Source organism: Pseudoflavonifractor capillosus (assembly GCF_016899775.1).
Classification (GTDB): Bacteria; Bacillota; Clostridia; order Oscillospirales; family Oscillospiraceae; genus Lawsonibacter.
On record NZ_JACJJE010000039.1, the window covers coordinates 1 to 22536 of the forward strand.

Genomic DNA, 22536 nt, shown 5'->3' on the forward strand with positions numbered 1-22536 from the left:
CCGGCGCGCAAAATCTGAGTGGCTGGTCTAAATTCCCGCCGGGCCACTGGGCCCTGGGTTTGCAAAAATTGCCGCTGCTGCGATTCCATTGGTGCGCCTGGCTTGGCCGAGCCAACGCTCCCGGTCCGTTTTCCGCCGTAGGGGCGGCCCTTGCGGCCGCCCGTAAGCCTACCCCTTTAGGGGCCGACTCCCCTTTTCAAGGGGAGATGGCCGAAGGCCAGAGGGGATAGGGACAGGTGCCGAGCGAAGCGAGGCGGATGAGGTCCGTAGGGGCGGCACACCTGGGCCGCCCGCGTCCCCCTGAGCCGCACTTGAGCCCAAACACGCCAAAAGGCGCGCTTTCTACCAGGAGGAGCAGAACCGAAAGGTTACCAAATCCTCAGCGGCAGCGGTAATAGAACGGCAGCCAATCAGCTGAGCCGCCCGCGCCTTTGCGACGACTGCTAAGGCAGCCTAATTGGCGGCCCACGTAAAATGGGGTCCGGGGAAAGCGGACCTATGGACCTAGGCGAAGCGGAGCGGAGCCGTAGTCCATCGGCCGCGTCCCCGGTGGCGTTTTGGTTCCTTTGCCGCCATGGGCAAAGGAACCCGCCGCCCGCAGGCGGCGGAATCCCCCTGCAAAACTATATTTCTCTCAAGTCCTCCCCCAGCGCCAGCCCAAACTTCACCCCCGCCCGGAACCTCTGCACGGCGTAGAAGCGGCAGACGTATTCCAAATCCTGTTTTTCCGCCTCCATCAGGGCGGACTCCAGAATGGCGAAGTGCAGCTCGTCGGCATCGTCCTGGGGCTGGTTTTCGATTTGGGGATGGATATAATGGTCGTAGAGCCACCCCATGAGATCTGTCATATGAACCCCTTCTTCCTAAATACGACATATTCTGATGTCAATATTATACACGACAAATTTTGTGGTGTCAATAGGCGTAAGGAGCAACTGAATGGACGATATTTTAAAAAAATTCGGGCAGCGCTTAAAGGAGCTTCGGAAAAGCAAGGGCCTGACACAAAAAGAGATGGCGGACTTGATGGATATGACCGACCGAAATTACCAGCGGTTTGAATATGGGAAGATCAATGTATCCGCCACAACGCTGTGTTTTTTAGCTGATTTCTTCGGCGTCACCACCGACTACCTGCTGGGCCGCAGTGAACTGCCCGCCCAAGAAAAGGAGTAACCCTCTATGGATTTCATTCGCTTGACCGATCCCGCCGCCCCGGAATTTGAGGCTGCCTTCGCCCTGTACGAAGTCAGCTTTCCCCTCCATGAGCGGCGCACCCGCTCCGCCCAGGCTGCCCGGCTGTCTCACCCGGAGTACCGCTTCACCCTGCTGTATGAGGGAGATCGATTCCAAGGGATTCTCCTGTACTGGGAGGGGCCCGGCTTCCGGTATGTGGAGCACTTTGCCATCGCCCCGGAGCTGCGGGGCGGGGGAGTGGGTGCCCGTGCCCTGGCGGAGCTGTGCGGCCAGGGAATCCCGGTGATCCTGGAGATCGACCCGCCGGTGGACGAGATCTCCATCCGGCGGCAGCACTTCTATGAGCGGTGCGGATTTGCCAAAAATCCCTTCCCCCACGTCCATCCCCCCTACCGAAAGGGCTTCCAGGGCCACCCCCTGGTGGTAATGTCCGCCCCGGGGGCGCTGACCCAGGAGACCTATGACCGCTTTGCCGGGTACCTGCAAAATACGGTCATGTCCGACTGCGTGCCTCCCCTGGAGGAGTGAGGCGCTTTTGACCGAACAGCCTGTCCTTCCGGCACCCGCGCCCCGGCTGGGGCATAGGATGGCCCGGAGGTGGTGCCCTGTGGGTCCTGTGACAGAGGCGATTTTGGCCCTGCTGTGCGCGTTGGGAGCAGCTGTACTGCTGTGGCTGCTGCTGGGCTGGCTGGTCCGTCCGGCCTCGGTACATAATCTTTGGACGGTGATCCCCGGCAGGGGGGACGGAGACTCGCTGGAGGCCGCCCTCCGGCAGCTGGCCTGGCTGCGCCGGGCGGGCCTGTTCCGGGGAGAGGCGGTGATCTGGGACGCGGGCCTCACCCCGGAGGGCCGGGAGCTGGCCCTGCACCTGGCCCTCCGGTGGTCCTGGGTCACCTGCTGCCCCAGAGGGGCGCTGGAGGAGTGGCTGGGGCGGTAAGAGAACGCGACTTGGAAACGAGCGGCGCGCCCTACAGGCATCCGAACCCACGGGAGGCGGGCGGCCCAGTGTGCCACCCCTACGGTTTGAATGGACTACTCTCATAACCGGGAGCGCTCCCCTCATCCGCCTCGTTTCACTCGGCACCTTCCCCCAGGGGAAGGCACGGGCGGGTCGAGGACCCGCCCCTACGGCGAATAACGGAGCGGATGCGTTCTTTTCGTAGGGGCCGGTCCCAGACCGGCCCGCAGGCGGCCCAGTGTGCCGCCCCTACGGACCTCATCCGCCTCGCTTTGCTCGGCACCTTCCCCTAAAGGGGAAGGCATAGGGGCGTGCTTCAAAAGCCTTCCCCTTTAGGGGAAGGTGCCCCCGAAGGGGGCGGATGAGGTATCCCGTGTTTTGAGCTAGATGTGTTAGCTCGGCCAAGCCAGGCGCGGCGGTGGAACCGCACCAGCAGCAATTTTTGCAAACCCAGGGCCCAGTGGCCCGGAATGAAACGATAAAAGCCACTCAGATTTTGCGCGCCGGAAATTTTTTGCCCGACCGAAAGGATAACCCCCGTAATGGGGTCCGGGGAAAGGCGACTATGAGCACGAAGTGCTCATCCGGAGCCGTCCCCGGTGGCGTTTTGGTTCCTTTGCCGCCATGGGCAAAGGAACTCGCCGCCCGCAGGCGGCGAAATCCCCCCTGCAAGAAACGAAACCGCTCTGTCATCGCCCCCTCATCCGTCACGGCTTCGCCGTGCCACCTTCCCCCCGAGGGGAAGGCTAAAAAAGGGGAGACGTCGAAATCTCCAGCAAATAGAGAACAGACAAAAGAAAGGAGGGGACCGCAGTGCCCCAGCTCACAGAAGAACAATCCACCCTGGAGGGGACCGTCTCCTCCATCATCTTTCAGAACGAGGAAAACGGCTATACGATTCTCCGCCTGGACGCGGGGGAGGAGGAGATGACGGTGGTGGGCTCCATGCCCGGGGTGTCCCCGGGGGAGTACCTCACCGTCCGGGGCCAGTGGGTGCGCCACGCCACCTACGGCACCCAGTTCCGGGCCGACGTGGTGGAGCGCCGCCTGCCCCAGGGGCTGAAGGAGATCTTTCACTACCTGGCCTCCGGGGCCATCAAGGGCATCGGCAAGGCCACCGCCCGGCAGCTCATCGAAAACTTCGGGGAGGATGCCCTGCGGGTCATTGAGGAGGAGCCGGAGAAGCTCACCGCCCTGAAGGGGATCTCCCCCAAGCGGGCCCGGACCATCAGCGACGCCTTCCGGAAGCAGATGGGCATGCGCCGCCTGCTGGAGTTCCTGGCGGAGCACCAGCTTCCCGTGGAGCTGTCCGGCCCCCTGTACCGGGCCTATGGGGACGTGGCCCTGGAGGTGGTGCGGGCCAACCCCTACGTTCTGGCGGCGGGGGAGTTCGGGGTGGACTTCTCCCAGGCGGACGCCCTGGCCCTCTCCCTGGGCATCGCCGCGGACGACCCCCAGCGGCTGGAGGCCGGGCTCCTCTTTGAGCTGGCTCACAACAACTGGAACAACGGCCACACCTTCCTCCCCGCCCAGAAGCTCATCGCCGCCACCGGGCAGTTGCTGGAGGCCTCCGGCGACCTGCTGGAGGAGCGGCTGGAGGCCCTGGCCAACCGGGGCGAACTGGACCGGGAGACCATCGCCGGCCAGGACGCCGTGTACATCCCCGCCCTGTACGAGGCGGAGACCTATATCGCCCACCGCATCGGGGAGATGAGCCAGGCGGAGCTGCTGCCCCCCGACGGGCTGGACCGGATCATCGCCCGCATCCAGCGGGAGCAGCGCATCACCTACGCCCCCCAGCAGCGCCAGGCGGTGGAGATGGCCGCCTCCCGGCAGGTGATGCTCCTCACCGGCGGTCCGGGTACCGGCAAGACCACCTGCCTGCGGGGGGTGCTGGCCCTGTTTGAGGCCATGGGGCTGGACACCGCCCTGGCCGCCCCCACCGGCCGGGCGGCCAAGCGCCTGGGGGAGCTGTGCTCCACCGACGCCTCCACCATCCACCGGCTGCTGGAGACCGGCTTCGACCCCAGCACGGGACAGCTGGCCTTCACCCACGACCAGTACGACCCCCTGGAGGTGGACGCGGTCATTGTGGACGAGGTGTCCATGGTGGACGTGCCCCTGATGGCCGCCCTCCTCTCCGCCTTGAAGGGGGACTGCCGGCTGGTGCTGGTGGGGGACCCGGACCAGCTGCCGTCGGTGGGGCCGGGCAATCTGTTCTCCGACCTGATCCGAAGCGGGACAGTGCCCATGGTCCGCCTCACCGAGATCTTCCGCCAGGCCGCCCAGAGCGCCATCGTCCGCAACGCCCACATGGTGAACGCCGGGGAGCTGCCCAACCTGAGACAGAACGACAGCGACTTCTTCTTCCTCCGCCGCCGGGACCCCCAGCTGGCAGTGGAGACCATCGTGGACCTGTGCCGCCGCCGGCTGCCTGAGCGCATGGGCATCCCCGCCGACCAGATCCAGGTCCTCTCCCCCACCCGCCGCCGGGGGACCGGCACCACGGTGCTCAACCAGGCCCTCCAGGCCGCCCTGAATCCCCCCTCGGAGCGGAAGGGGGAGCGCCGCTTCGGAGACTGGATCTTCCGGGCGGGGGACCGGGTGATGCAGGTGAAAAACAACTACGACATCCTCTGGCGGGAGGAGGACGGCTCCGCCTCCGGCATGGGGATGTTCAACGGGGACATCGGGGTCATCCAGTCGGTGGACAAGGAGAGCGTGGTGGTGGACTTCGACGGCAAGATCGTGGAGTACACCCCGGACATGCTGGGGGAGCTGGAGCCCGCCTTCGCCGTCACCGTCCACAAGTCCCAGGGCAGCGAGTACCGGGCGGTGATCCTGGCCGCCCTGGAGGGAGCTCCCATGCTCATGACCCGGGGCATCCTCTACACCGCCATCACCCGGGCCAAGAGCCTGTTTATCGTGGTAGGGGACGAGAGTGCGGTGGCCCAGATGGTGGCCAACAACCGGCAGACCCGCCGGTACTCCGGCCTCCGGGCCCGGCTGGCGGGAGAAATCGAGAGCTAAAAATAGGTGCCGCGCAGATGCGCGGCATCTATTTTTTATTCAAGGCGGGCACTGTCCCCTCGAGAACCCCCAGCTGCCTGGGACCGTTCCCTTTTGGAGATTGTGCATCAAAAAGCGAAGCGGCCGCGCATCCGCGCGGCCGCCTTTGCTGACTGGATGTATAGATTCTGCGATTGATTACTGGATGGACAGAGCGTCTCCGTCCACGGTCACGGTCCGGCCCAGCATCTCAAAGAGCTGAGCGGGGGCCCAGGTGGTGCCGGGCTCCACAATATAGGGGGCCATTCCATAGTCCATGGGGGAGGTCATGCCCACCGCGCCCTCAATCTTGGTGACGCCCTGGATCAGGTTATCGCCGATGTTCAGATTGACCCGGAAGGAGTCGTCCTCCACGGTGACCAGGGCGGCCTCGCCGTTCTCGCCGGGGGTGTAGGTCACCTCATAGCCCAGGGCCTGGGCCACGGCGGCCACGGGGACCATGGCGGCGCCGTTCTCCACCTTGCCGGTCACCGGGAGCACCATGTCGCCCTCCAGCACGATGGACAGCTCAGTTCCATCCTGGAGCGCCTCAGCAGGGGCGGTGGTCTCAGCGGGGGCGGAGGTCTCGGCGGCCTCGCCGTCCCGCTCCTCCGCCGCGCAGGGCAGGAGCATCAGCTGGTCCGTGCCCGCCTGTCCGGGGTAGGACAGCAGAACGATGTCATACCAGGCCATCACATGGCTGCCCACCTGGAGATCGGCCAGGGAGGCCTTTTCCCCGGCGTAAGTGGTCACAGAGGCGTCCGCCTCCACGGTGAGCCACAGTCCGCCGTTGTTGGTGGTGATGGTGGCGCTGCCGTCCTCATTCTGAGTGACAGCCTCCACCTCCAGGTACTTGGCTGCGCCCACATCCTGAGGAACATTGCGCACCACCGCGAAGGCGGGGGACTGGGGGGGCAGGGAGCGGGTGGAGACCGGGCTGTGGTACACGTAGACGGACTCGCCCACCTGGAGGGTGGCGGGATCGGAGGCGGTGCGCTCCCCGCTGTCGATCCACACGGTCTCGCTGGAGATGTTCATCACATATTCCCCATAGCGCTCCGAGGTGAGCAGCAGGCTGGTGATGGTTCCGGCCTCATCCCGGCCGATCTCCTGGACCTGGCCGTAGTACAGCTCGCTGTCGGACATGGTCTCCTCCTGGACTGCGGCAGAATCGGTCTGCGCGGGGTCGGCGGACTCCGCCGCCATGGTGGGCAGGACTGCGGCGCACAGCAGGGCGCTGCTGACCAGCAGAGCAGATAGGGTACGCTTCATACGTCAACACTCCTTTTACAGTGAGGGGAATTTCCCCGTTTGCTGGCTTAGACGACGGCGCAGGGAAAAGGTTCCCTGGAAAAAGAAAAAATTTCCGCGCCCGTTCCGCCCTTGAATCTATGCGGGCGGGCGGGGATATGGTATAATGACAACAGGAAAACAAAACAGAACATCTGCCCCGCTTCGGCGGGAGGCGCGGAAAGGATGGGAAATGTATGAAGCGTTGGAAGCGCAGCGGAGCACTGATCCTGGCGGCCGTACTCTCCCTGTCCCTGGCGGCGTGCGGCGGCTCAGAGCCCACCCCGGAGGAGATTCTGGACCAGACCCTGCAGAACAGCCAGGAGGCGCTGGAGAGCCTGTCCGCCTCTGTCACCGCCCAGATAGACATGGAGATCCAAGTGGGGGACCAGACCCAGGCCATGGAGACCACCACGGCAATGGATATGGTGTGCTTTTCCGATCCCCTGAAGCTGAAGGCGGAGACCTCCATGGACATGGGGGAGCTGGGCTCCTTTTCCGCCACCGTCTACGCTCAGCAGGAGGGGGAGACCTACACCACCTACACCGACGTGGGCGGACAGTGGTTCCGGGAGACCGCCAGCGCCGAGCTCCTGGAGCAGTATAACGCCTCGGCGGAGATGAATTCCTACCTGTCCAGCACCGACCAGTGGACCTTCCAGCAGGAGGAGGAGCTGGACGGGAAGACGGTCCTGAAATTCTCCGGCACGGTCACCGGCAGCCAGGTGTCCGCCCTGATGGAGGAGAGCGGCGTGCTGGACAGCCTGGGCACCATGCAGCAGCTGGGGGTGAGCACGGAGAACCTCCAGGGGATGCTCCAGGATCTGGGGGACATGACCATTGAGATGTGGATTGACCCGGAGATCTGCTACCCGGTGCGGTATGAGATGGATATGACCCAGGTGTGCAACACTCTGATGGAACATGTGCTCCAGGTGTTGGAGGACATGGGCCAGTCCACCGCTGGGGTTTCCATTCAGTATCCCCAGGTACAGATGACCATGACCTGTTCGGATATCAACTCCGCCCCCGACTTTGAAATTCCGGCGGAGGCGCTGGAGGCGTGAAAAATGGAGGCCTGAAAGGCCTCCATTTTTTGTTTATCCCAGCTCCCGCTCATAGGCCGCCTTGGCCGCGTCATTGAAGCAGACGAAGGTGACCGCCGGGCCCTCCGGGTGTTCCGTCAGGAAGCGGCGGACCGTTTGGACGGCGATGCGGGTGGCCTCCTCTAGGGGGTAGTGGTACACCCCCGTGCTGATGGCGGGGAAGGCCACGGTCCTGCACCCCAGTTCCAGGGCCAGGGCCATAGAGTTCTCATAGCAGTTCGCCAGCAGTTCCGCCTCCTTGTGTCCGCCCCCATGCCACACGGGGCCTACCGTGTGAATCACATACTTGGCGGGGAGCCGGTAGCCTTTCGTTGCCTTGGCCTGCCCGGTCTGACAGCCGTGAAGGGTGCGGCACTCGGCCAGCAGCTCCGGGCCCGCCGCCCGGTGGATGGCCCCGTCCACGCCCCCGCCTCCCAGCAGAGAGGTGTTGGCGGCGTTGACAATGGCGTCCACGTCCAGTTTGGTGATATCTCCGGTGACGACATGCAGTTCCATGGTGGAAGACCTCCTGTCCCGATTTTGGATGGTTTTAGTGTACCACGGGCCGACGATGGATTACAAGAGCTGACAGATGCGGAACATTGTTTTCTCACGGGGAAAGTGCGGGCTGCACGCTTCTTGCAGAAAACGAAGGGCCCCACAGCCGACGGCTGTGGGGCCCCGTTGAATAGGGAGTAAAATCACTCATTGGTCTCAGCCGGCTGAAGTTCCGGCTCATGGGAGAGGGGCATGGCATTCTCCTGCTCCCCCTTCTTCCGGGTCAGGAGCACTCCCGCGCACAGGGCGGTGAAGGGGGCCACAGTGACCAGGCCGAAGGAGCCGATGACGGTGTGGATGATCTCCGCCGCCACGTACTTGTAGTTCAGGATGTGGTCCACCGGGGTGCCCTGGGCCATAAAGACCATGAGCAGGGCGATATAGCCCCCGGAGTAGGCGAACAGCAGGGTGGTGGTCATGGTGCCCATGGCGGCCCGGCCCACGTTGACGCCGGACTTGGCGGCCTCCTTCCAGTCCAGGTCGGGGCGCTTCTCCACCACCTCGTGGATGGCGGAGGTGATGTCCACGGACAGGTCCATCACCGCGCCCGAGGCCCCGATGAAGATAGAGGCCATAAAGATCTGGGTCAGGTTCAGGTGGGCGTAGCCAGAGTACAGCAGGCTCTCCGAGTTGCTCATCACCGCCCCGTGGATCTGGAACAGGTCGGTGAACAGGATGCCCAGCACGCAGGTGACCAGGATGCCCAGGAAGGACCCGGACACCGCCGCCCAGCACCGCCGGTCAAAGCCGTACACCAGGGCGATGATGATGAGGGTGAGGAACAGGGTGATGGCCAGCCCCACCCAGATGGGGTTCCAGCCCTTCAGGTACAGGGGGACCAGCACCTTCCATAGGGTGAGCACCGTCAGGGCGAAGGAGGCGATGGCCCGGATGCCGGTGCGCCCGGCAAACAAAATCAGGAACACTGCGAAGCCCACCGCCATCAGGGCCTCCCAGCCCAGGCGGTAGTGGTCGGTCATGGTCACGTTGGTGATGGTGTCCCCGTCGTGGCTCACCACCACCTGGGCCACATCCCCCGGAGCGAAGATCTTGTCCTGCTCCAGAGATCCGTTGAGCATGTTGATTCCGGTGACGGTCTGCCCGGCGAAAGCTCCGTCCAGAATTTCCAGCTGGCAGCGCTGCTCGCCGGAGCGGACCAGGCCGGTGTCAATAATGGCGGAGTCGTCCACCGACAGCACCTCGGCCTTGCAGCGCTCCGCCTCCTGGTAGAGAAGGGCACCTTCAAAGCCGGTGGGCAGGAAGATCAAAACAAGAATGGCCAGCAGGCACACCAGCACCGGGGCGTGGTAGCGCAGGGCCTGGGGAGTCAGACGGTTTCCCATGTATCATAAACTCCTTTTTCGAGTGAAATTTCGTAGTTCAGTGGGACCGGCAGTTCAGAACAGGAACCAGCCGATCAACAGCAGGGCGGTAAGAATGGCGTCTGGGATGACGAGCCAAAGGGGTGAGACGTGATAAATACGCATAGAGAACACCTCGATTCCATGTACAGGGAACAGCCGCGCAGCCCGCTCCTGACGAAAGAGCCAGGAGCGGGCCGGCAGTAGAGAAAAGAAGGAAGTTGAAGGATTCAGAGTGATAGGGCCATCAGGCGATGTTCAGCAGGTCGGCCATCTTCTCATAGATCTGAGTGTTGTCGTAGTAGCCGCTGAAGTTCTCCGCGCCCACGCCCTCGGCCAGGACGGCCACGGGCAGGCCGGTGTGGCTGTAAGAGGTGAAGGAGATGCCGGACTTGTTGTTGATGATGTGGGTGATGGTGACGCTCAGGGGCTCGTAGGTGCCGTAGAGCACATACTCCTCCTGCTCGTACTGGCTGGCGGCGGTGCCGTTGACGCTCTTCTCATAGGCGGCCCGCAGCTGCTCCATCTCGTACTCGGTGAGCACCAGCTTGTCGTCGGCGGCGCCCTGGGCCTTCAGACCGAAGAGCTCCTCAATGTCGGAGAGCACATCCTCGAAGGGGGTCTTGTTCTCCTTGTAGGAGGCCACATAGTCGCTGTCAAACTTGGCGTAGGAGATCTTCTGGTTCTCCAGCAGGTCCAGGTAGGTGTCGTAGTCGGTGCCGGCGAAGCCGATGGTCAGGCCGCCGGTCTCATGGTCGCCGGTGACCAGGATCAGGGTCTCGTCGGGGTGCTCCGCGGCAAAGTCGATGGCCACCTGCACTGCGTCGGCCAGAGCCTGGGTGTCGTGGATGGAGGAGCCGGCGTCGTTGGCGTGGCAGGCCCAGTCGATCTTGCCGCCCTCACACATCATGAAGAAGCCGGTGTCGTTGTCCAGCACCTCAATGCCCTTCTCCACATAGTCGGCCAGGGACCACATGTCGTCGGTGCGGTCGATCTCATAGGGGATGGCGTCGGAGTCGGCCAGGTTCTCCTCGATGATGATGGCCTTGTCGGTGTCGGCGCTGATGGCGTCGGCCTCGGCGTAGGTGCGGGCCACGGTGTAGCCGGCCTCCTGAGCCAGCTGGTACAGGTCGGTCTGGTCGCCCTCACTTCCGGTGGGGTCCAGCAGGCCGCCGCCGGCGAAGTAGTCGAAGTCGGACTCCACCATCTCCAGGCCGATCTCATAGTAGCTGCTGCGGCTGGCCTGGTGGGCGTAGAAGGCGGCGGGGGTGGCGTGGTTCAGGTTGACGGAAGTGATCACGCCGATCTCATAGCCCTTCTGGGCTTTCAGCTGCTCGGCAATGGTCTCGTACTCCACGGTGCCGGTCTCGTCCACATTGATGGAGCCGGAGTAGGTCTTGTGTCCGGTGGCAATGGACGTGGCGGTGGAGGCGGAGTCGGGGGCGAAGGAGTTGGAGTCGAAGGTGACGGCGGTGCCCACGCCCTCAAAGTTCATAAAGTTCAGGTACTCCGGGCCGTCCAGGATGGCGCCCTGGTTGTCGTCCAGGCTGGGCTGGGCCTGCCAGTAGTCCTCATCGTTCAGGGCGCCCAGATAGTCGGACGTGGACTGGATCTGGGGATAGCTCATGCCGTCGCCGATGAACAGAAAGACGTACTTGGGGGTCTTTCCGGTCTCGTTGGACATGGTGGCGGCAGCCACGGTGTTCTGGTCGTCGGTGGGCGCAGCGGCATTGGCGGCACAGCCCGCCAGGGCGGCGGTGGTGAGCGCCAAAGTCAGGGTCGCGGCGATCATACGTTTCATGTGATGTTTTCCCTCCATAACAATTTCCTCGTCTGGTTCAGACGGCTTTATTTTACGGATGGGATGTAAAACCATCCACCGGCGGGAGGTAAAAACTTGGTAAAACCACGGCGGGCGCATCCGTAAGAGCCGGAGCCGGGGAAAATAAATTGACAGGGGAGAGCATGCCTGTTATAATAAAGAAAAATATAGCTGATCCTCTATCACCGGATAGAGAAGATCGTGAGGGCATTCAGAAATTGGCCGTAGGTACGGCGCGGGTCTCCGCGCTATAAGGTCAATTTTTGGAATGCCTTTTGTTTTTATCCGGAGGATTCAGCGAAGTTTCCAGGCATACCAGATTTTTAAGGAGGCGCATCCCTATGCCCCAGCTCAGTCAGCGGGTACAGCTGTTTACCGACTCCGTGATCCGGCGGATGACCCGGATCAGCGAACAGTACGGGGCCATCAACCTGTCCCAGGGTTACCCCGACTTCGATCCCCCCAAGCCCATGCTGGACCGCCTGGCCCAGGTGGCCTATGAGGGTCCCCACCAGTACTCCATCACCTTCGGCGCCCAGAACCTGCGGGAGGCCCTGGCGGACAAGCACGGGCGTGCCATCGGCCGCACTGTAGACCCCAACCGCGAGGTGCTGGTCACCTGCGGCGGCACCGAGGCCATGATGTCCGCCATGATGACCGTGTGCAACCCCGGGGACAAGGTCATCGTGTTCAGCCCCTTCTATGAGAACTACGGGGCGGACGCCATCCTCTCGGGGGCCGATCCCATCTACATCCCCCTGGTGCCGCCGGAGTTTGACTTTGACCGTGCCGCCCTGGAGGACGCCTTCCGCCAGGGGGCCAAGGCCATCATCGTCTGCAACCCCTCCAACCCCACGGGGAAGGTGTTCACCTGGGAGGAGCTGACCTTCATCGGGGAGCTGGCCCGGAAGTACGACGCCTTCGTCATCACCGACGAGGTGTACGAGCACATCGTCTTTGCCCCCTATGAGCACGTGCGCATGGCCTCCCTGCCCGGGATGTATGAGCGGACCATCACCTGCAACTCCCTGTCCAAAACCTACTCCATCACCGGCTGGCGGCTGGGCTGGCTCATCGGCCCGGCGGAGGTGGTGGAGAACGCCAAAAAGGTCCACGACTTTCTCACCGTTGGAGCCCCCGCCCCCCTCCAGGAGGCGGCCTGCGTGGGGGTGCGCTTCCCGGAGTCCTACTACCAGGAGCTCAACGCCATGTACACCCGCAAGCGGGACTTCTTCTGTGACGGCCTGGAGCGGCTGGGCCTGAAGCACAACCGGCCCCAGGGGACCTACTTTGTGCTGCTGGACATCTCCGACTTCCTGGCCCTGGACCAGTTTAAGGGCTGGAGCGACATGGAGTTCTGCGAGTGGATGATCCGGGAGATCGGGGTGGCGGCGGTGCCCGGCTCCAGCTTCTTCCGGGAGCCGGTGAACCACCTGATCCGCCTGCACTTCGCCCGCAGCGAGGAGACCTTGCAGGAGGCCCTGGACCGCCTGGCCAAGCTGGCGGAGCTGTTACCGTGATCTTCTGAGGTGGGCGCACACTGTGCGCCCCTACAAATGGGATGGAATCACAAGGGCGGGCGGCCCAGTGTGCCGCCCCTACGAAAAGGGATGAAGCCTGAACCGGCAGGGGACGGAATCTTGCAGGGGCCGATATCCCCATCGGCCCGTGGGCGGGTGGGGACGCCCGCCTCCACGGGAGACGCCCCAGGTAGGGGCGGCTATCAGCCGCCCGCATGAAGGGGGCGAAATTCCAAAAAACGGGCAGATGATATCCGCCCCTGCGAAGTTTCCCCCAGTCCAAATTTTGTAAAGGAGCAGTTTTATGAACATCAAACCGTTTTTGGTAGAAGAGTGGATGAACGAATACGAGGTGGGGGCCAAATACAACATCGCCGAGACCTGTGTGGATTCGGTGTCTCTGGACGAGCTGTTCGCCCTCACCGGGGAGGACAAGGGGGCCTTCCTGGAGGAGCTGTGCGCCCGGCGGCTCACCTACGGGGACATCTTCGGTCTGCCCGCATTTAAAGAAGGAATTTGCAGGCTGTACCGGGATATGAAGCCCGAGCAGGTGATCCCCACCCACGGGGCGGCGGGGGCCAACCACCACCTGTTCTACTCCCTGGTGGAGCCCGGGGACAAGGTGATCTCCGTCCTGCCCACCTATCAGCAGCTCTATTCCATCCCCGCCTCCCTGGGGGCCCAGGTGGAGCTGCTGCACCTGACCCAGGAGAGCGGCTATCTGCCCGACCCCAAGGAGCTCGCCCGGCTGGCGGAGGGGGGCGTGAAGCTCATCTGCCTCAATAACCCCAACAACCCCACCGGGGCCCTCATGCCGGAGGAGCTGCTGGAGGAAATCATCGCCATTGCCCGGCGGCACAATGCCTACATCCTGTGCGACGAGGTGTATCGCCACTTGACCCAGGAGGAGGGCTACTGCCCCTCCATCGTGGACCTGTACGAGAAGGGCATCAGCGTGAGCAGCATGTCCAAGGTGTTCTCCCTGGCGGGGGTGCGGCTGGGGTGGATCGCCTCCAAGGACGAGCGCGTGCTGGAGGAGTGCCGCATCCACCGGGACTACGACCTGATCAGCTGCGGCATGCTGGACGAGGCGGTGGCCGCCCTGGCCCTGAAGCATGCGGACAAGCTGCTGGAGCGGAACCGGGGCATCGTCCGGGAGAATCTGGCCATTCTGGACGCCTGGGTGCAGAGAGAGCCCCACGTCTCCTATGTGAAGCCCCAGGCGGGGACCACCGCCCTGGTCTCCTATGACCTGGACGTCCCCTCCTATGACTTCTGCAGGGAGATGTACCACGCCACCGGGGCCTTCGTCACTCCCGGGGACTGCTTCGAGCAGGAGCGCTCCATGCGTATCGGCTACGCCTGTGACAAGGAGACTCTCCAGAAGGGGCTGGAGGCCGTCAGCGCCTATCTTGCACAGAAGAAGTAAAAAAATCGCCGCCCTCGGGCGGCGATTTTTTTAGGTCTCTCCATCCAAAGTCTGGATCAGCAGATTCCGCAGGGAGATGGCGGCCTGCCGGTTCATCACCAGGGAAGCCACCTGGTCGGAGGCGGGGGTGGCCACGTTCTCCAGGCCGTTGGAGGTGACGGTGACGTTGTTCTCCATGTACTTGTGGGAGGCGTCCAGGGTGATCTCCAGTACCTCACCCTCCTTATTGACCACTTTGCGCAGGGCGAAGGTATTCACGTATTCCGGCTTCATCCCTTTTCCTCCTTCTCTCGGTGGTTGATGGTGGTGAGATAGGACAGCTCCTCGCTCTGGCCGGGGGCCAGGCGGCGCACCCCAGCCTTTTGGGACAGCTCCCGCCCCACAAAAGCTGCGTCGGGGAGGGAGGACCAGGGTTCGATGCACACATACCCCGTGTCGAAAGGTTTATCCGCCGTCCACAGCCCCAGATAGTCGAAGTCGGGGAACTCCACCGACACCCGGGGGTGGCCCCAGTCGTCCACCAGCTGGGCGGCGGCCAGAGGCGGGCGGTCCAGCACCATGGTGTCCAGCCCGTAGGTGGAGGGGGTGAGGGGGAGCTTCCCGTCCTCCAGGGGAATGGCCTCCCCCTTGGGGGTGAGGGTGCAGCTCTCGTCCATGCCGTAAAATTGGACGTGCTCCACGCCCGGCAGGCGGATGGACCAGCTGGACATGGGGACGCCGGGCTCCACCGGGGCCCGGAAGCCGTCGTGGGCCCCCAGCTCGTAGTACATGTCTTTGTCCGAGCGGTTCTCCACCCGGTGGGACTTTTTCAGGCGGTTCCCCTCCAGGGTATAGGTCACCGTCAGGGAGAAGGAGAAGGGGTAGACCTTCCGGGTCTCCGGGGTGTCGGTGAGCTGGAGGGAGATGTGGTCCTCCCCCTGGTCTGCCAGGGAGAACACCATGTCCCGGGCAAAGCCGTGGGTGGAGATGGCGTAGGGCTGTCCGTCCAGATAGTAGGTGTTCTCCCGTAACCGGGCGATAAAGGGGAACAGGATGGGAGCCCGGCGGGCCCAGATATCCGGGTCGCCCTGCCACAGGTACTCGGTGCCGTCGGGGGCCTGGATGGAGGAGAGCTGGGCCCCCAGGTCCTCCACCCGGACGGTGAGAAATTCATTCTGAATGGTATAGATCATGGCGCGGAACCTCCTTTTATATGTCTGCCGTCCAGCACCGCCTCCACCAGGGCGTCCCCCTCATAGCACAGCTTCAGGGAGAAGAAGGGCTGGTCCTCCCGGGCGATCAGGTCCAGGAAGATGGCGTCCCCCTCCCAGTGGGGGATCTCCAGCAGGCGATCCCGGGGAATCCACTCCAGCACCCCCTCGTCGCACTCCTTCAGCTCCCCGGTGAAGCCGTCAGCGGTGAACAGGTGCATATACTCGGTGGGCCAGCGGTCGGAGACAAAGGTGACGATCCCCCGGTAGCGGTAGTCGGTGAGGGTGAGGCCGGTCTCCTCGCGGGCCTCCCGGAGGAGGCAGTCCTCCGGGCTCTCCTTGTCCTCGAACTTCCCGCCGATGCCGATCCACTTGTCCTGATTCAGGTCGTTTTTCTTTTTGATCCGGTGGAGCATCAGGTATTCATTACCCCGACGGATATAACAGAGCGTTGTATTGATCATGGTTACTCCTCCAAGTTGAAGCCCAGCTTGGCGACCACCCTGTCGTACATGGGGGTGGGGACATGGTATTTCCGGCCCAGGCGGACCACCTCAAAGATGAGCCCGTCCACCTCGGAGGACTTTCCCGCGTCCAGGTCCCGCTTCAGGGAGGTGGAGGCGTCCGGGTCCAGGGCGTCCTGGATGGCCAGATTCCGGGCCACCGGGTCCTCGGGGAAGGGGAAGCCCATGGCCTGGGCTAGGGCCCCAATCTCCGCCACCAGCGCCTTAAAATCCTCCCGGGGCTGCCCCGGTACCTGCATGCCCCCCACCTGAATGTTGTGGTAGATGCCGCAGGCCGCCATGGGGGACACCACCGAGAACTTCATCAGGGCGTCCCGCTGGATGTTTTGGGACAGAATGCCCTCGATTCCGCAGTCGTTCAGGTCCCGGGCGACCTCCTCCAGCTCCGGGCGGTACTCCTCCGGCGTGCGGGGGCCGAAGACCACCCGGAAGATGTCTCCGCTCATGTGGACGGTGCCGGGGGCCTTGATCTCGGCGGCGATGTAGATGCACCCGTCGGTGACCAGGGCGGGGGAGAGCTCCGGCTGGAGCCGGGCGCCGGTGCCGTAGATGTTCAGCAGGGGGATGACGATGGTGTGTCCGTCCGAGAGCCGCTTCAGGGTGGGGAGGGTCCCCTCCAGGGAGTAGCCCTTCACGCACACAAAGATCACGTCCGGCTTGTCGGTGACCTGCTCCTGCTCACAGGCCCGCACCGGGACGGCGAAGGTGCCGTGGCCGGTCTCCAGCACCAGGCCGTTTTTCTGAATGGCCTCCAGGTGGGCGCCCCGGGCGATGAGGGACACGTCCTTTCCCCCCTGGGCCAGGAAGGCGGCCAGGCAGCCCCCGATGCCCCCGGCCCCATAGATCAAATACTTCATGGATACGCGCTCCTTGCCAATGTCGGTTTCTGCCTCTCAGTATAGCACGGGAGGCGGGGAGGGCGCAACCGATTTGAAAATCCCTCTTGACTTTAATCCGAATCCGTACTATAATCGTGCGCTGGTACGAATCCGGATTATCTGTCTGAGGAGGGATGGCGATGGAATCCAGCCGGTCGTTTTTGGACCGCTTTTACGTCTGCTGCAACAAGATAGACGGCCTGTACTATCTGGCGGCCCGCCGCCTGGGGGTGAAGGAGAACGCCCTTTCGCTGCTGTACACCCTGGACAACGGCCCGCCCTGTTCCCAGAAGCAGCTGGCTGAGGAGCTTCTGATCCCAAAGACCACCATCAACACCATTGTCAAGGAGTACACAGACGCGGGCTACCTCTCTCTGGTCCCCAGCGGGCACTCCCGGGAGAAAAACATCACCCTCACCGCCGCCGGGCGGGCCTATGCCCAAAAGGTGCTCCGGCCCATCTATCAGGCGGAGGAGCGGGCCATATCCCGCACCCTGCGGGAGTACTCCTCGGAATTTGTAAAGGCCGTTGAGGAGCTGACCCAGAACATGACCCAGGAATTTCAACGGGAAATTTTTGATCGAACGGAGTTGGAATAAACACACTATGGACCACAACACGCTATTTGCCAAAACCCCGCCCGGCAAACTCTTTGTGCTCGCGGCCCTGCCGGGGGCCATCGGCATGCTGGCCTCCGCCCTCTATCAGCTCATCGACGGCATTCTGGTGGGACAGGTGCTGGGGGACACCGCCTTTGCCGCCATCAACCTGGCTATGCCCTTTGTCATCATCAACTTTGCCCTGGCCGACCTCATCGGCGTGGGCTCCGCCGTGCCCATCTCGGTGCGGCTGGGCCAGAAGGAGGAGAAGGCGGCCAACAATATTTTTACCTGTGCCTGTCTGATGATCGTGGGGACAGGGGCCCTCATCGGGGCGGTGCTGTTCTTCGCCGCCCCCCTCCTCTTTCAGCTGCTGGGGGCGGAGCCGGAGCTGGCCGCGCTGGCGGTGCAGTACCTGCGGGTGTACGCCCTGCTCTCCCCCCTTACCACCATTATCTTTGCCTCGGACAACTATCTGCGCATCTGCGGCAAGATCCGCATGAGCATGTGGCTGAATATCCTCATGTCCGTCCTCACCGCCGTGCTGGAGTTTTTCCTGCTGGCGGTGCTGAAATGGGGCATCTGGGCGGCGGCCCTGGCCTCCTCACTGGGCATGATCGCCTGTGTGGCCATCGCCCTGTACCCCTTTGCCCGGGGCAAGCTGCAGCTGAAGTTCTGCCGGCCCAGATTCTCCGTGTCCATGGTGAAGCAGATCGTGGCCTGCGGAAGCCCCAACTTCCTGAACAATATCTCCGGCCGTGTCACCTCCATCATCATGAACGCAGTGCTGCTGCGGGTGGGGGGACAGAACGCCGTGTCCATTTACGGCATCCTCATGTATGTGGACGGCCTCATTCAGCCCCTCATGTACGGCTGCTGCGACTCCCTCCAGCCCGCCGTCAGCTACAACTGGGGGGCGGGCAGCAAGGGCCGCATCCTGGCCATCGAGCGGTACTGCTTCTCCGCCGCCGCCGTCATCTCTCTGCTGTCCGCGGTGGTTATGTTCCTGTTCCCCGATCAGATCACCGCCCTGTTCCTGTCCGGGATGGACGAGGGCTTCCTGGCCACCGCCCGGACGGCCATCCAGCTGTTTGCCTTCACCTATGTGACCCGGTGGTTCTCCTTCGCCTGTCAGAGCTTTATGACCGCTCTGGAGCGGGCGGGGGAGGCATCCCTCATCTCCATCTCCACCGCCCTGATCTTCCCAGTTCTGCTGCTGGCCGCCCTGTCCCCCTTCGGGCTCACCGGCATCTGGCTGAACTTCGCGGGGAGCTCCCTGCTGGCGGGGATTCTGGCCGGGCTCCTGCTCCTGCGCTTCTGGAAGAAGCACTGGAACACCGCCACTGCCACATAAAAACTGCCCCCGGGCCGCTGGCCCGGGGGCTTCGTCTGTATACAGTTAGGGGAGGACCACCACGCGGTTGGGGTCTGGTGTTACTAGTCCGTCCAAATGGAGCATGCTGATGTCAATGTCCCACACGCCGCCGGCTATACCATCATGGGAAAACAAGTAGTTGGGGGCAATCAGTACCCCGTTTTTCAACTGAATGGGCTGGGGAGCATCCTCGATCAAGCGGTGTTCCTCATCCTGTACATCGCCGGTCAGCTCCAGGGGTTCTCCATTGACCAAAACCCGATTGCTGCCCACAGTCATCTGAATGGTCACGTCCCGGTAGGTGGCGGTGGCAGTTTGGGTGTCCTCATCCCAAATATACTCCGCCCCCAGGCCCCGGCACAAGGCCTCCACATCGGTGTACCACGGCCCGTCCTCGTCATAGTAGGAGACATAGAATGGGTAGAAACGCTCGTCCTCTTTTGCCAAGGTGGGCTCAGAGCCATCCAGTGGGAACTCCGTATCCCCGAAAATCACTGACTCCACTTCATTTACATCGGTAAACTTTACAGCTGTAAAATCTACCCGGAATATAAAGTGGTTGTTGTTCCAATCGTAACTTCCACCACCAGTGTGGCCTAGTTGCGAAGAAGTTATCAGGGAGCCATCTTTCATTTTCAATATAAACCGACCATCCATAGCATCCCAACCTGTGTCCGTTTTTCTCTCCCCCACGCTCTGGATCTCATAATACAGCAGGGTGGGGGTAAGAGTAGCTTCCGTCAGAATAGCACGCTGGCCGTTCAGAGGATTGAACAAAAACTCTTGGTTCGGTTCCAGATGCACAGAACCCGCCACTGTGTCCAGAGGAACTTCTACCGCATACTCCTCTCCCATCCAGTTGGCCCACAGCTTCAGTGGCGTATCCAGGGGACCCAGCCAGCACTCAAACATAACTCGTACACGCCAAGAACGGCTGGTATCCGAAGGGGCTTGAATCTCGCTGCTGCCGCCGCTGCCGCCGAGGCGTTCCCCGGGCCTGGCTGCCTCTACCACATCCCACGCATTGGTGCGGATTGTGTCCGGTCCGGAGCCGCGCCGTTCTATCATATTGTCTGCCAGCTCATCTCCCCACATCTCCCGGTGGGCGTCCGCGTCGGCCCGGCTGCTCTTTAAATCCTCCACCGCCTGTTCATTCAGCCCCTCCACGGTGACGGTGGCGTAGACGATCATGCCGTCGTAGTAGGCGCTGTTGACTGTAAAGCGGTAGTCTTCATTCTCCGCACTGCCCAGGTCCGTCTGAACATAGGGCTCCAGCTGGCTGGTGTCCCCGGTAAAAAACAGGTCCAGCACGCCGTAGTGATTGGCCACCGCCACCGCCGACCCGGTGAGCACCACCAGGGCGGCCGCCAGGGACAGCAATAGTTTCTTCTTGTGCATGGGTCTCCTCCTTCTGGTCTGGCTGGCCGGATATTCCGGCTCCTCCGCCTCGATCTGGTCCATCACCCGGTCCATGACCCGGTCCAGGTCGGGCTCCGGGTACTGGGGGGACAGCTCCAGATCCTCCCACAGCTCATGGATGTGACTGCGCATCCAGCATCCCTCCTTCCTGGGTCAGACGCTCCTTCAGCTTCCTGCGCCCCCGGCACAGCCGGGACCGGGCGGTGGACGGGCGCATCTTCAGGTCCAGGCACACCTGGTCCAGGGGCTCCTCCTCATAGTAGTACCGGAGAAACAATGTGCGGTCGGGCTCCTCCATGCTCTCCACCAGGGCCCGCAGCCGCTCCTCCGCCTCCCGCCGCTCCGCCTGCTCCTCCGGGCCGGGGGCGGGGTCGGGGAGGCCGTCGGGCACCGGGTGGGTCTCCTTTTTCCGGCGGAGAAAGTCCACCGCCCGGTTCCGGGCCACCGCCGCCAGCCAGGATTTCAGGGACTTCTCCGGGTCCAGTCCCTCCCGGCTCCGCCACAGGGACAGGAACACGTCGGACAGCAGCTCCTCCAGGTCCTCCCGGCTGGCCTGCCCCCGCAGGGTGTTGCCCAGCACCGCCGACGTGTAGCCGGCGTAGACCTCCATGGTCCGGCGCAGGGCGGCCCGCTCTCCGGCCTGAAGCGCCCGGATCAACGCCTGGTCGTCCATCTGGATCCCTCCTTTGTGTCTCTCTGCCCCTATATACGCACCGGGGGAGGGCGGTGCTGCAAGCAGGTTTTGTTTTTTTGAGCATACCGGCCCGGCCCTCTCACGTCAAGGGGGGCCGCCCCAAGAAAACCTTGCCATTCCGCTCCGGGGATGGTATACTGATACCACTCAAACATTTGTACCAGGAGGGATGACTGTGACCCTCGCATTCTGCGTGGACGACCGGGGCGGCCTGTCCTTCAACCGCCGCCGCCAGAGCCGGGACCGGGCGGTGTCCGCCGACCTGCTCTCCCAGGCCGGGGACCGTACCCTCTGGGTGGAGCCCTACTCCCGCCCCCTGTTCCCTGAGGAAGCCGAACACATCCGCACGGCGGAGGAGCCCTGGACCCAGGCGGGTCCGGAGGACCTGTGTTTCCTGGAGCTCACCGGCCCCGCCCCCGCCCTGGAGCGGGCGGACCAGCTCATCCTCTACCGGTGGAACCGGCACTACCCCTCCGACCGGAAGATCGCCCTGCCCCCGGAGGGCTGGACCCTGACCGGCCGGACGGAATTTCCCGGCCACTCCCACGACGTGATTACAAAGGAGATTTACCAGCGATGAAGCGTATCCAGCAAGTTTCCCTGTCCCTGTTTCTGCTCCTGTGCCTGCTCCTGTCCGCCTGCGGGGCCGTGCCCGGGGGGACCCAGACCTCCTTCTCCCTGGAGGACGTGCCGGCCTTCTCCGGCGAGCCCTATGTGGTACTCAGCGACAACCAGCCGGGCTTCACCCAGGAAGAACTGGACCAGGCCGCCCAGGGCTTTGAGGAGTACAGCCCCCTGGATTCCCTGGGCCGGTGCGGCACCGCCTGGGCCAGCGTGGGGCTGGACACCATGCCCACCCAGGACCGGGAGTCCATCAGCAGCGTAAAACCCTCCGGCTGGCAGACCGCCAAGTACGACACCGAGCTGGTGGACGGGGGCTACCTCTACAACCGCTGCCACCTCATCGGGTTCCAGCTCACCGGGGAGAACGCCAACGAGGAGAACCTGATCACCGGCACCCGGTACCTGAATGTGGAGGGGATGCTCCCCTTTGAAAATCTGGTGGCCGACTATGTGAAGGAGACGGGGAACCATGTGCTCTACCGGGTGACCCCGGTGTTCTCCGGCACGGAGCTGGTGGCCCGGGGGGTGGAGCTGGAGGCCCTCTCGGTGGAGGACGGCGGCGAGGGCGTGTGCTTCCACGTGTACTGCTACAACAACCAGCCGGGTATTGCCATCGACTACGCCACCGGGGAGAGCTGGCTCAGCGGGGAGGAGCCCCAGAGCTCCGGCTCTGATGTGGCCGCCTCCAGCGGCCAGGGCGATACGGAACAGCACTATGTGCTCAATACCAACTCGAAAAAATTCCACCTGCCCGACTGCTCCGGGGTGGAGAACATGAACCCCTCCAACCGCCAGGACTACACCGGCACCCGCCAGTCTCTCCTGGACCAGGGCTACTCCCCCTGCGGCACGTGCAAGCCCTGAGCAGGGGAGTACACATCAAAATCAGTATCAATCGGGCCCGGAGAGGAGCTTTTTTGCCCCTCTCCGGGCCCCGCTGTCCCTGCCCAAAGGCGCGTCCAATC

Annotated in this window: 22 protein-coding genes; 11 read left to right on the forward strand and 11 right to left on the reverse strand. The window is 63.2% G+C overall.

Going from position 1 to position 22536, the window contains the following annotated elements; genetic code table 11:
- Window positions 1–623: 623 nt before the first annotated feature.
- Window positions 624–848 (reverse strand): hypothetical protein, encoded by a 225-nt coding sequence (locus tag H6B31_RS11665; RefSeq protein WP_204898672.1) that lies wholly within the window; start codon window positions 846–848, stop codon window positions 624–626.
- A gap of 91 nt (window positions 849–939) precedes the next feature.
- Here H6B31_RS11665 and H6B31_RS11670 point away from each other — a divergent pair, with 91 nt between their 5' ends.
- From H6B31_RS11670 to recD2, 4 genes are all read left to right on the forward strand, one after another.
- Window positions 940–1176, forward strand: coding sequence for a helix-turn-helix domain-containing protein (locus tag H6B31_RS11670; protein WP_204898673.1), 237 nt, complete (start codon window positions 940–942; stop codon window positions 1174–1176).
- Between the two features lie 6 nt (window positions 1177–1182).
- Window positions 1183–1725, forward strand: a complete 543-nt coding sequence (locus H6B31_RS11675) for a GNAT family N-acetyltransferase (RefSeq protein ID WP_204898674.1) — start codon at window positions 1183–1185, stop codon at window positions 1723–1725.
- 79 nt (window positions 1726–1804) lie between these two features.
- Window positions 1805–2134 carry a hypothetical protein gene (locus tag H6B31_RS11680; protein WP_204898675.1) on the forward strand — a complete coding sequence of 110 codons (330 nt, stop codon included), beginning with the start codon at window positions 1805–1807 and terminating at the stop codon, window positions 2132–2134.
- Window positions 2135–2968: 834 nt separating this feature from the next.
- Window positions 2969–5185, forward strand: coding sequence for an SF1B family DNA helicase RecD2 (recD2, locus tag H6B31_RS11685; RefSeq protein ID WP_204898676.1), 2217 nt, complete (start codon window positions 2969–2971; stop codon window positions 5183–5185).
- A gap of 177 nt (window positions 5186–5362) precedes the next feature.
- Here recD2 and H6B31_RS11690 read toward each other — a convergent pair whose 3' ends face one another.
- Window positions 5363–6475 (reverse strand): stalk domain-containing protein, encoded by a 1113-nt coding sequence (locus tag H6B31_RS11690; protein WP_204898677.1) that lies wholly within the window; start codon window positions 6473–6475, stop codon window positions 5363–5365.
- 215 nt (window positions 6476–6690) lie between these two features.
- On the opposite strand from H6B31_RS11690, the gene H6B31_RS11695 reads away from it, so the two are divergent.
- The gene (locus H6B31_RS11695) at window positions 6691–7560 is read left to right on the forward strand and encodes a DUF6612 family protein (protein ID WP_204898678.1); all 870 of its coding nucleotides are present in this window, start codon (window positions 6691–6693) and stop codon (window positions 7558–7560) included.
- Window positions 7561–7593: 33 nt separating this feature from the next.
- Here the strand turns inward: H6B31_RS11695 and H6B31_RS11700 are convergent, their stop codons facing one another.
- The 3 genes from H6B31_RS11700 to H6B31_RS11710 form a co-directional block, all read right to left on the reverse strand.
- Window positions 7594–8094: an O-acetyl-ADP-ribose deacetylase gene (locus H6B31_RS11700; RefSeq protein ID WP_204898679.1), complete on the reverse strand. Its 501-nt coding sequence runs from the start codon at window positions 8092–8094 to the stop codon at window positions 7594–7596.
- A 185-nt stretch (window positions 8095–8279) separates the two neighbouring features.
- Complete coding sequence (locus H6B31_RS11705; protein WP_204898680.1) at window positions 8280–9479, reverse strand: YibE/F family protein; 1200 nt, start codon at window positions 9477–9479, stop codon at window positions 8280–8282.
- Between the two features lie 265 nt (window positions 9480–9744).
- A complete protein-coding gene (locus tag H6B31_RS11710; protein ID WP_204898681.1) occupies window positions 9745–11298 on the reverse strand; it encodes an alkaline phosphatase in 1554 nt (517 codons plus the stop codon).
- A 362-nt stretch (window positions 11299–11660) separates the two neighbouring features.
- Between H6B31_RS11710 and H6B31_RS11715 the strand changes: the two genes are divergently transcribed.
- Window positions 11661–12839, forward strand: a complete 1179-nt coding sequence (locus tag H6B31_RS11715; RefSeq protein WP_204898682.1) for a pyridoxal phosphate-dependent aminotransferase — start codon at window positions 11661–11663, stop codon at window positions 12837–12839.
- Window positions 12840–13143: 304 nt separating this feature from the next.
- The gene (locus H6B31_RS11720) at window positions 13144–14268 is read left to right on the forward strand and encodes an aminotransferase (protein ID WP_204898683.1); all 1125 of its coding nucleotides are present in this window, start codon (window positions 13144–13146) and stop codon (window positions 14266–14268) included.
- A 30-nt stretch (window positions 14269–14298) separates the two neighbouring features.
- Here the strand turns inward: H6B31_RS11720 and H6B31_RS11725 are convergent, their stop codons facing one another.
- Genes H6B31_RS11725 through H6B31_RS11740 form a run of 4 tightly spaced genes read right to left on the reverse strand, consistent with a single transcriptional unit; the run spans window position 14299 to window position 16839 of the window.
- Window positions 14299–14541: a hypothetical protein gene (locus H6B31_RS11725; RefSeq protein ID WP_204898684.1), complete on the reverse strand. Its 243-nt coding sequence runs from the start codon at window positions 14539–14541 to the stop codon at window positions 14299–14301.
- Entirely contained in the window at window positions 14538–15440 is a 903-nt protein-coding gene (locus H6B31_RS11730) for an aldose 1-epimerase family protein (RefSeq protein ID WP_204898685.1), read from the reverse strand. Before H6B31_RS11730 ends, H6B31_RS11725 begins: the two co-directional genes overlap by 4 nt.
- Window positions 15437–15922, reverse strand: coding sequence for an NUDIX hydrolase (locus tag H6B31_RS11735; RefSeq protein WP_204898686.1), 486 nt, complete (start codon window positions 15920–15922; stop codon window positions 15437–15439). The genes H6B31_RS11730 and H6B31_RS11735 overlap by 4 nt, the downstream gene beginning before the upstream one ends.
- 2 nt (window positions 15923–15924) lie before the next feature.
- Window positions 15925–16839, reverse strand: coding sequence for a ketopantoate reductase family protein (locus H6B31_RS11740; protein ID WP_204898687.1), 915 nt, complete (start codon window positions 16837–16839; stop codon window positions 15925–15927).
- Between the two features lie 161 nt (window positions 16840–17000).
- Between H6B31_RS11740 and H6B31_RS11745 the strand changes: the two genes are divergently transcribed.
- The gene (locus H6B31_RS11745; RefSeq protein ID WP_204898688.1) at window positions 17001–17459 is read left to right on the forward strand and encodes a MarR family winged helix-turn-helix transcriptional regulator; all 459 of its coding nucleotides are present in this window, start codon (window positions 17001–17003) and stop codon (window positions 17457–17459) included.
- A gap of 7 nt (window positions 17460–17466) precedes the next feature.
- The gene (locus tag H6B31_RS11750) at window positions 17467–18813 is read left to right on the forward strand and encodes an MATE family efflux transporter (protein WP_204898689.1); all 1347 of its coding nucleotides are present in this window, start codon (window positions 17467–17469) and stop codon (window positions 18811–18813) included.
- A gap of 45 nt (window positions 18814–18858) precedes the next feature.
- On the opposite strand, the gene H6B31_RS11755 is transcribed toward H6B31_RS11750, so the two are convergent.
- Together H6B31_RS11755 and H6B31_RS11760 are read right to left on the reverse strand one after the other, a co-directional pair.
- Complete coding sequence (locus H6B31_RS11755) at window positions 18859–20385, reverse strand: copper amine oxidase N-terminal domain-containing protein (protein WP_204898690.1); 1527 nt, start codon at window positions 20383–20385, stop codon at window positions 18859–18861.
- On the reverse strand, window positions 20366–20926 hold the full coding sequence (locus H6B31_RS11760; protein WP_204898691.1) for an RNA polymerase sigma factor: 561 nt from the start codon (window positions 20924–20926) through the stop codon (window positions 20366–20368). Before H6B31_RS11760 ends, H6B31_RS11755 begins: the two co-directional genes overlap by 20 nt.
- A gap of 196 nt (window positions 20927–21122) precedes the next feature.
- Between H6B31_RS11760 and H6B31_RS11765 the strand changes: the two genes are divergently transcribed.
- Both H6B31_RS11765 and H6B31_RS11770 read left to right on the forward strand, forming a co-directional pair.
- A complete protein-coding gene (locus H6B31_RS11765) occupies window positions 21123–21527 on the forward strand; it encodes a hypothetical protein (RefSeq protein ID WP_204898692.1) in 405 nt (134 codons plus the stop codon).
- Window positions 21524–22435 carry a DNA/RNA non-specific endonuclease gene (locus H6B31_RS11770; RefSeq protein WP_204898693.1) on the forward strand — a complete coding sequence of 304 codons (912 nt, stop codon included), beginning with the start codon at window positions 21524–21526 and terminating at the stop codon, window positions 22433–22435. The genes H6B31_RS11765 and H6B31_RS11770 overlap by 4 nt, the downstream gene beginning before the upstream one ends.
- Window positions 22436–22536: the final 101 nt, after the last annotated feature.

Bases quoted from the DNA above. Each gene is read 5' to 3' on its own strand.
- H6B31_RS11665 (WP_204898672.1), bottom strand. From the start codon at position 848: ATGACAGATCTCATGGGGTGGCTCTACGACCATTATATCCATCCCCAA.
- H6B31_RS11670 (WP_204898673.1), top strand. From the start codon at position 940: ATGGACGATATTTTAAAAAAATTCGGGCAGCGCTTAAAGGAGCTTCGG.
- H6B31_RS11675 (WP_204898674.1), top strand. From the start codon at position 1,183: ATGGATTTCATTCGCTTGACCGATCCCGCCGCCCCGGAATTTGAGGCT.
- H6B31_RS11690 (WP_204898677.1), bottom strand. From the start codon at position 6,475: ATGAAGCGTACCCTATCTGCTCTGCTGGTCAGCAGCGCCCTGCTGTGC.
- H6B31_RS11695 (WP_204898678.1), top strand. From the start codon at position 6,691: ATGAAGCGTTGGAAGCGCAGCGGAGCACTGATCCTGGCGGCCGTACTC.
- H6B31_RS11700 (WP_204898679.1), bottom strand. From the start codon at position 8,094: ATGGAACTGCATGTCGTCACCGGAGATATCACCAAACTGGACGTGGAC.
- H6B31_RS11705 (WP_204898680.1), bottom strand. From the start codon at position 9,479: ATGGGAAACCGTCTGACTCCCCAGGCCCTGCGCTACCACGCCCCGGTG.
- H6B31_RS11710 (WP_204898681.1), bottom strand. From the start codon at position 11,298: ATGAAACGTATGATCGCCGCGACCCTGACTTTGGCGCTCACCACCGCC.
- H6B31_RS11715 (WP_204898682.1), top strand. From the start codon at position 11,661: ATGCCCCAGCTCAGTCAGCGGGTACAGCTGTTTACCGACTCCGTGATC.
- H6B31_RS11720 (WP_204898683.1), top strand. From the start codon at position 13,144: ATGAACATCAAACCGTTTTTGGTAGAAGAGTGGATGAACGAATACGAG.
- H6B31_RS11725 (WP_204898684.1), bottom strand. From the start codon at position 14,541: ATGAAGCCGGAATACGTGAATACCTTCGCCCTGCGCAAAGTGGTCAAT.
- H6B31_RS11730 (WP_204898685.1), bottom strand. From the start codon at position 15,440: ATGATCTATACCATTCAGAATGAATTTCTCACCGTCCGGGTGGAGGAC.
- H6B31_RS11735 (WP_204898686.1), bottom strand. From the start codon at position 15,922: ATGATCAATACAACGCTCTGTTATATCCGTCGGGGTAATGAATACCTG.
- H6B31_RS11740 (WP_204898687.1), bottom strand. From the start codon at position 16,839: ATGAAGTATTTGATCTATGGGGCCGGGGGCATCGGGGGCTGCCTGGCC.
- H6B31_RS11745 (WP_204898688.1), top strand. From the start codon at position 17,001: ATGGAATCCAGCCGGTCGTTTTTGGACCGCTTTTACGTCTGCTGCAAC.
- H6B31_RS11750 (WP_204898689.1), top strand. From the start codon at position 17,467: ATGGACCACAACACGCTATTTGCCAAAACCCCGCCCGGCAAACTCTTT.
- H6B31_RS11755 (WP_204898690.1), bottom strand. From the start codon at position 20,385: ATGCGCAGTCACATCCATGAGCTGTGGGAGGATCTGGAGCTGTCCCCC.
- H6B31_RS11760 (WP_204898691.1), bottom strand. From the start codon at position 20,926: ATGGACGACCAGGCGTTGATCCGGGCGCTTCAGGCCGGAGAGCGGGCC.
- H6B31_RS11770 (WP_204898693.1), top strand. From the start codon at position 21,524: ATGAAGCGTATCCAGCAAGTTTCCCTGTCCCTGTTTCTGCTCCTGTGC.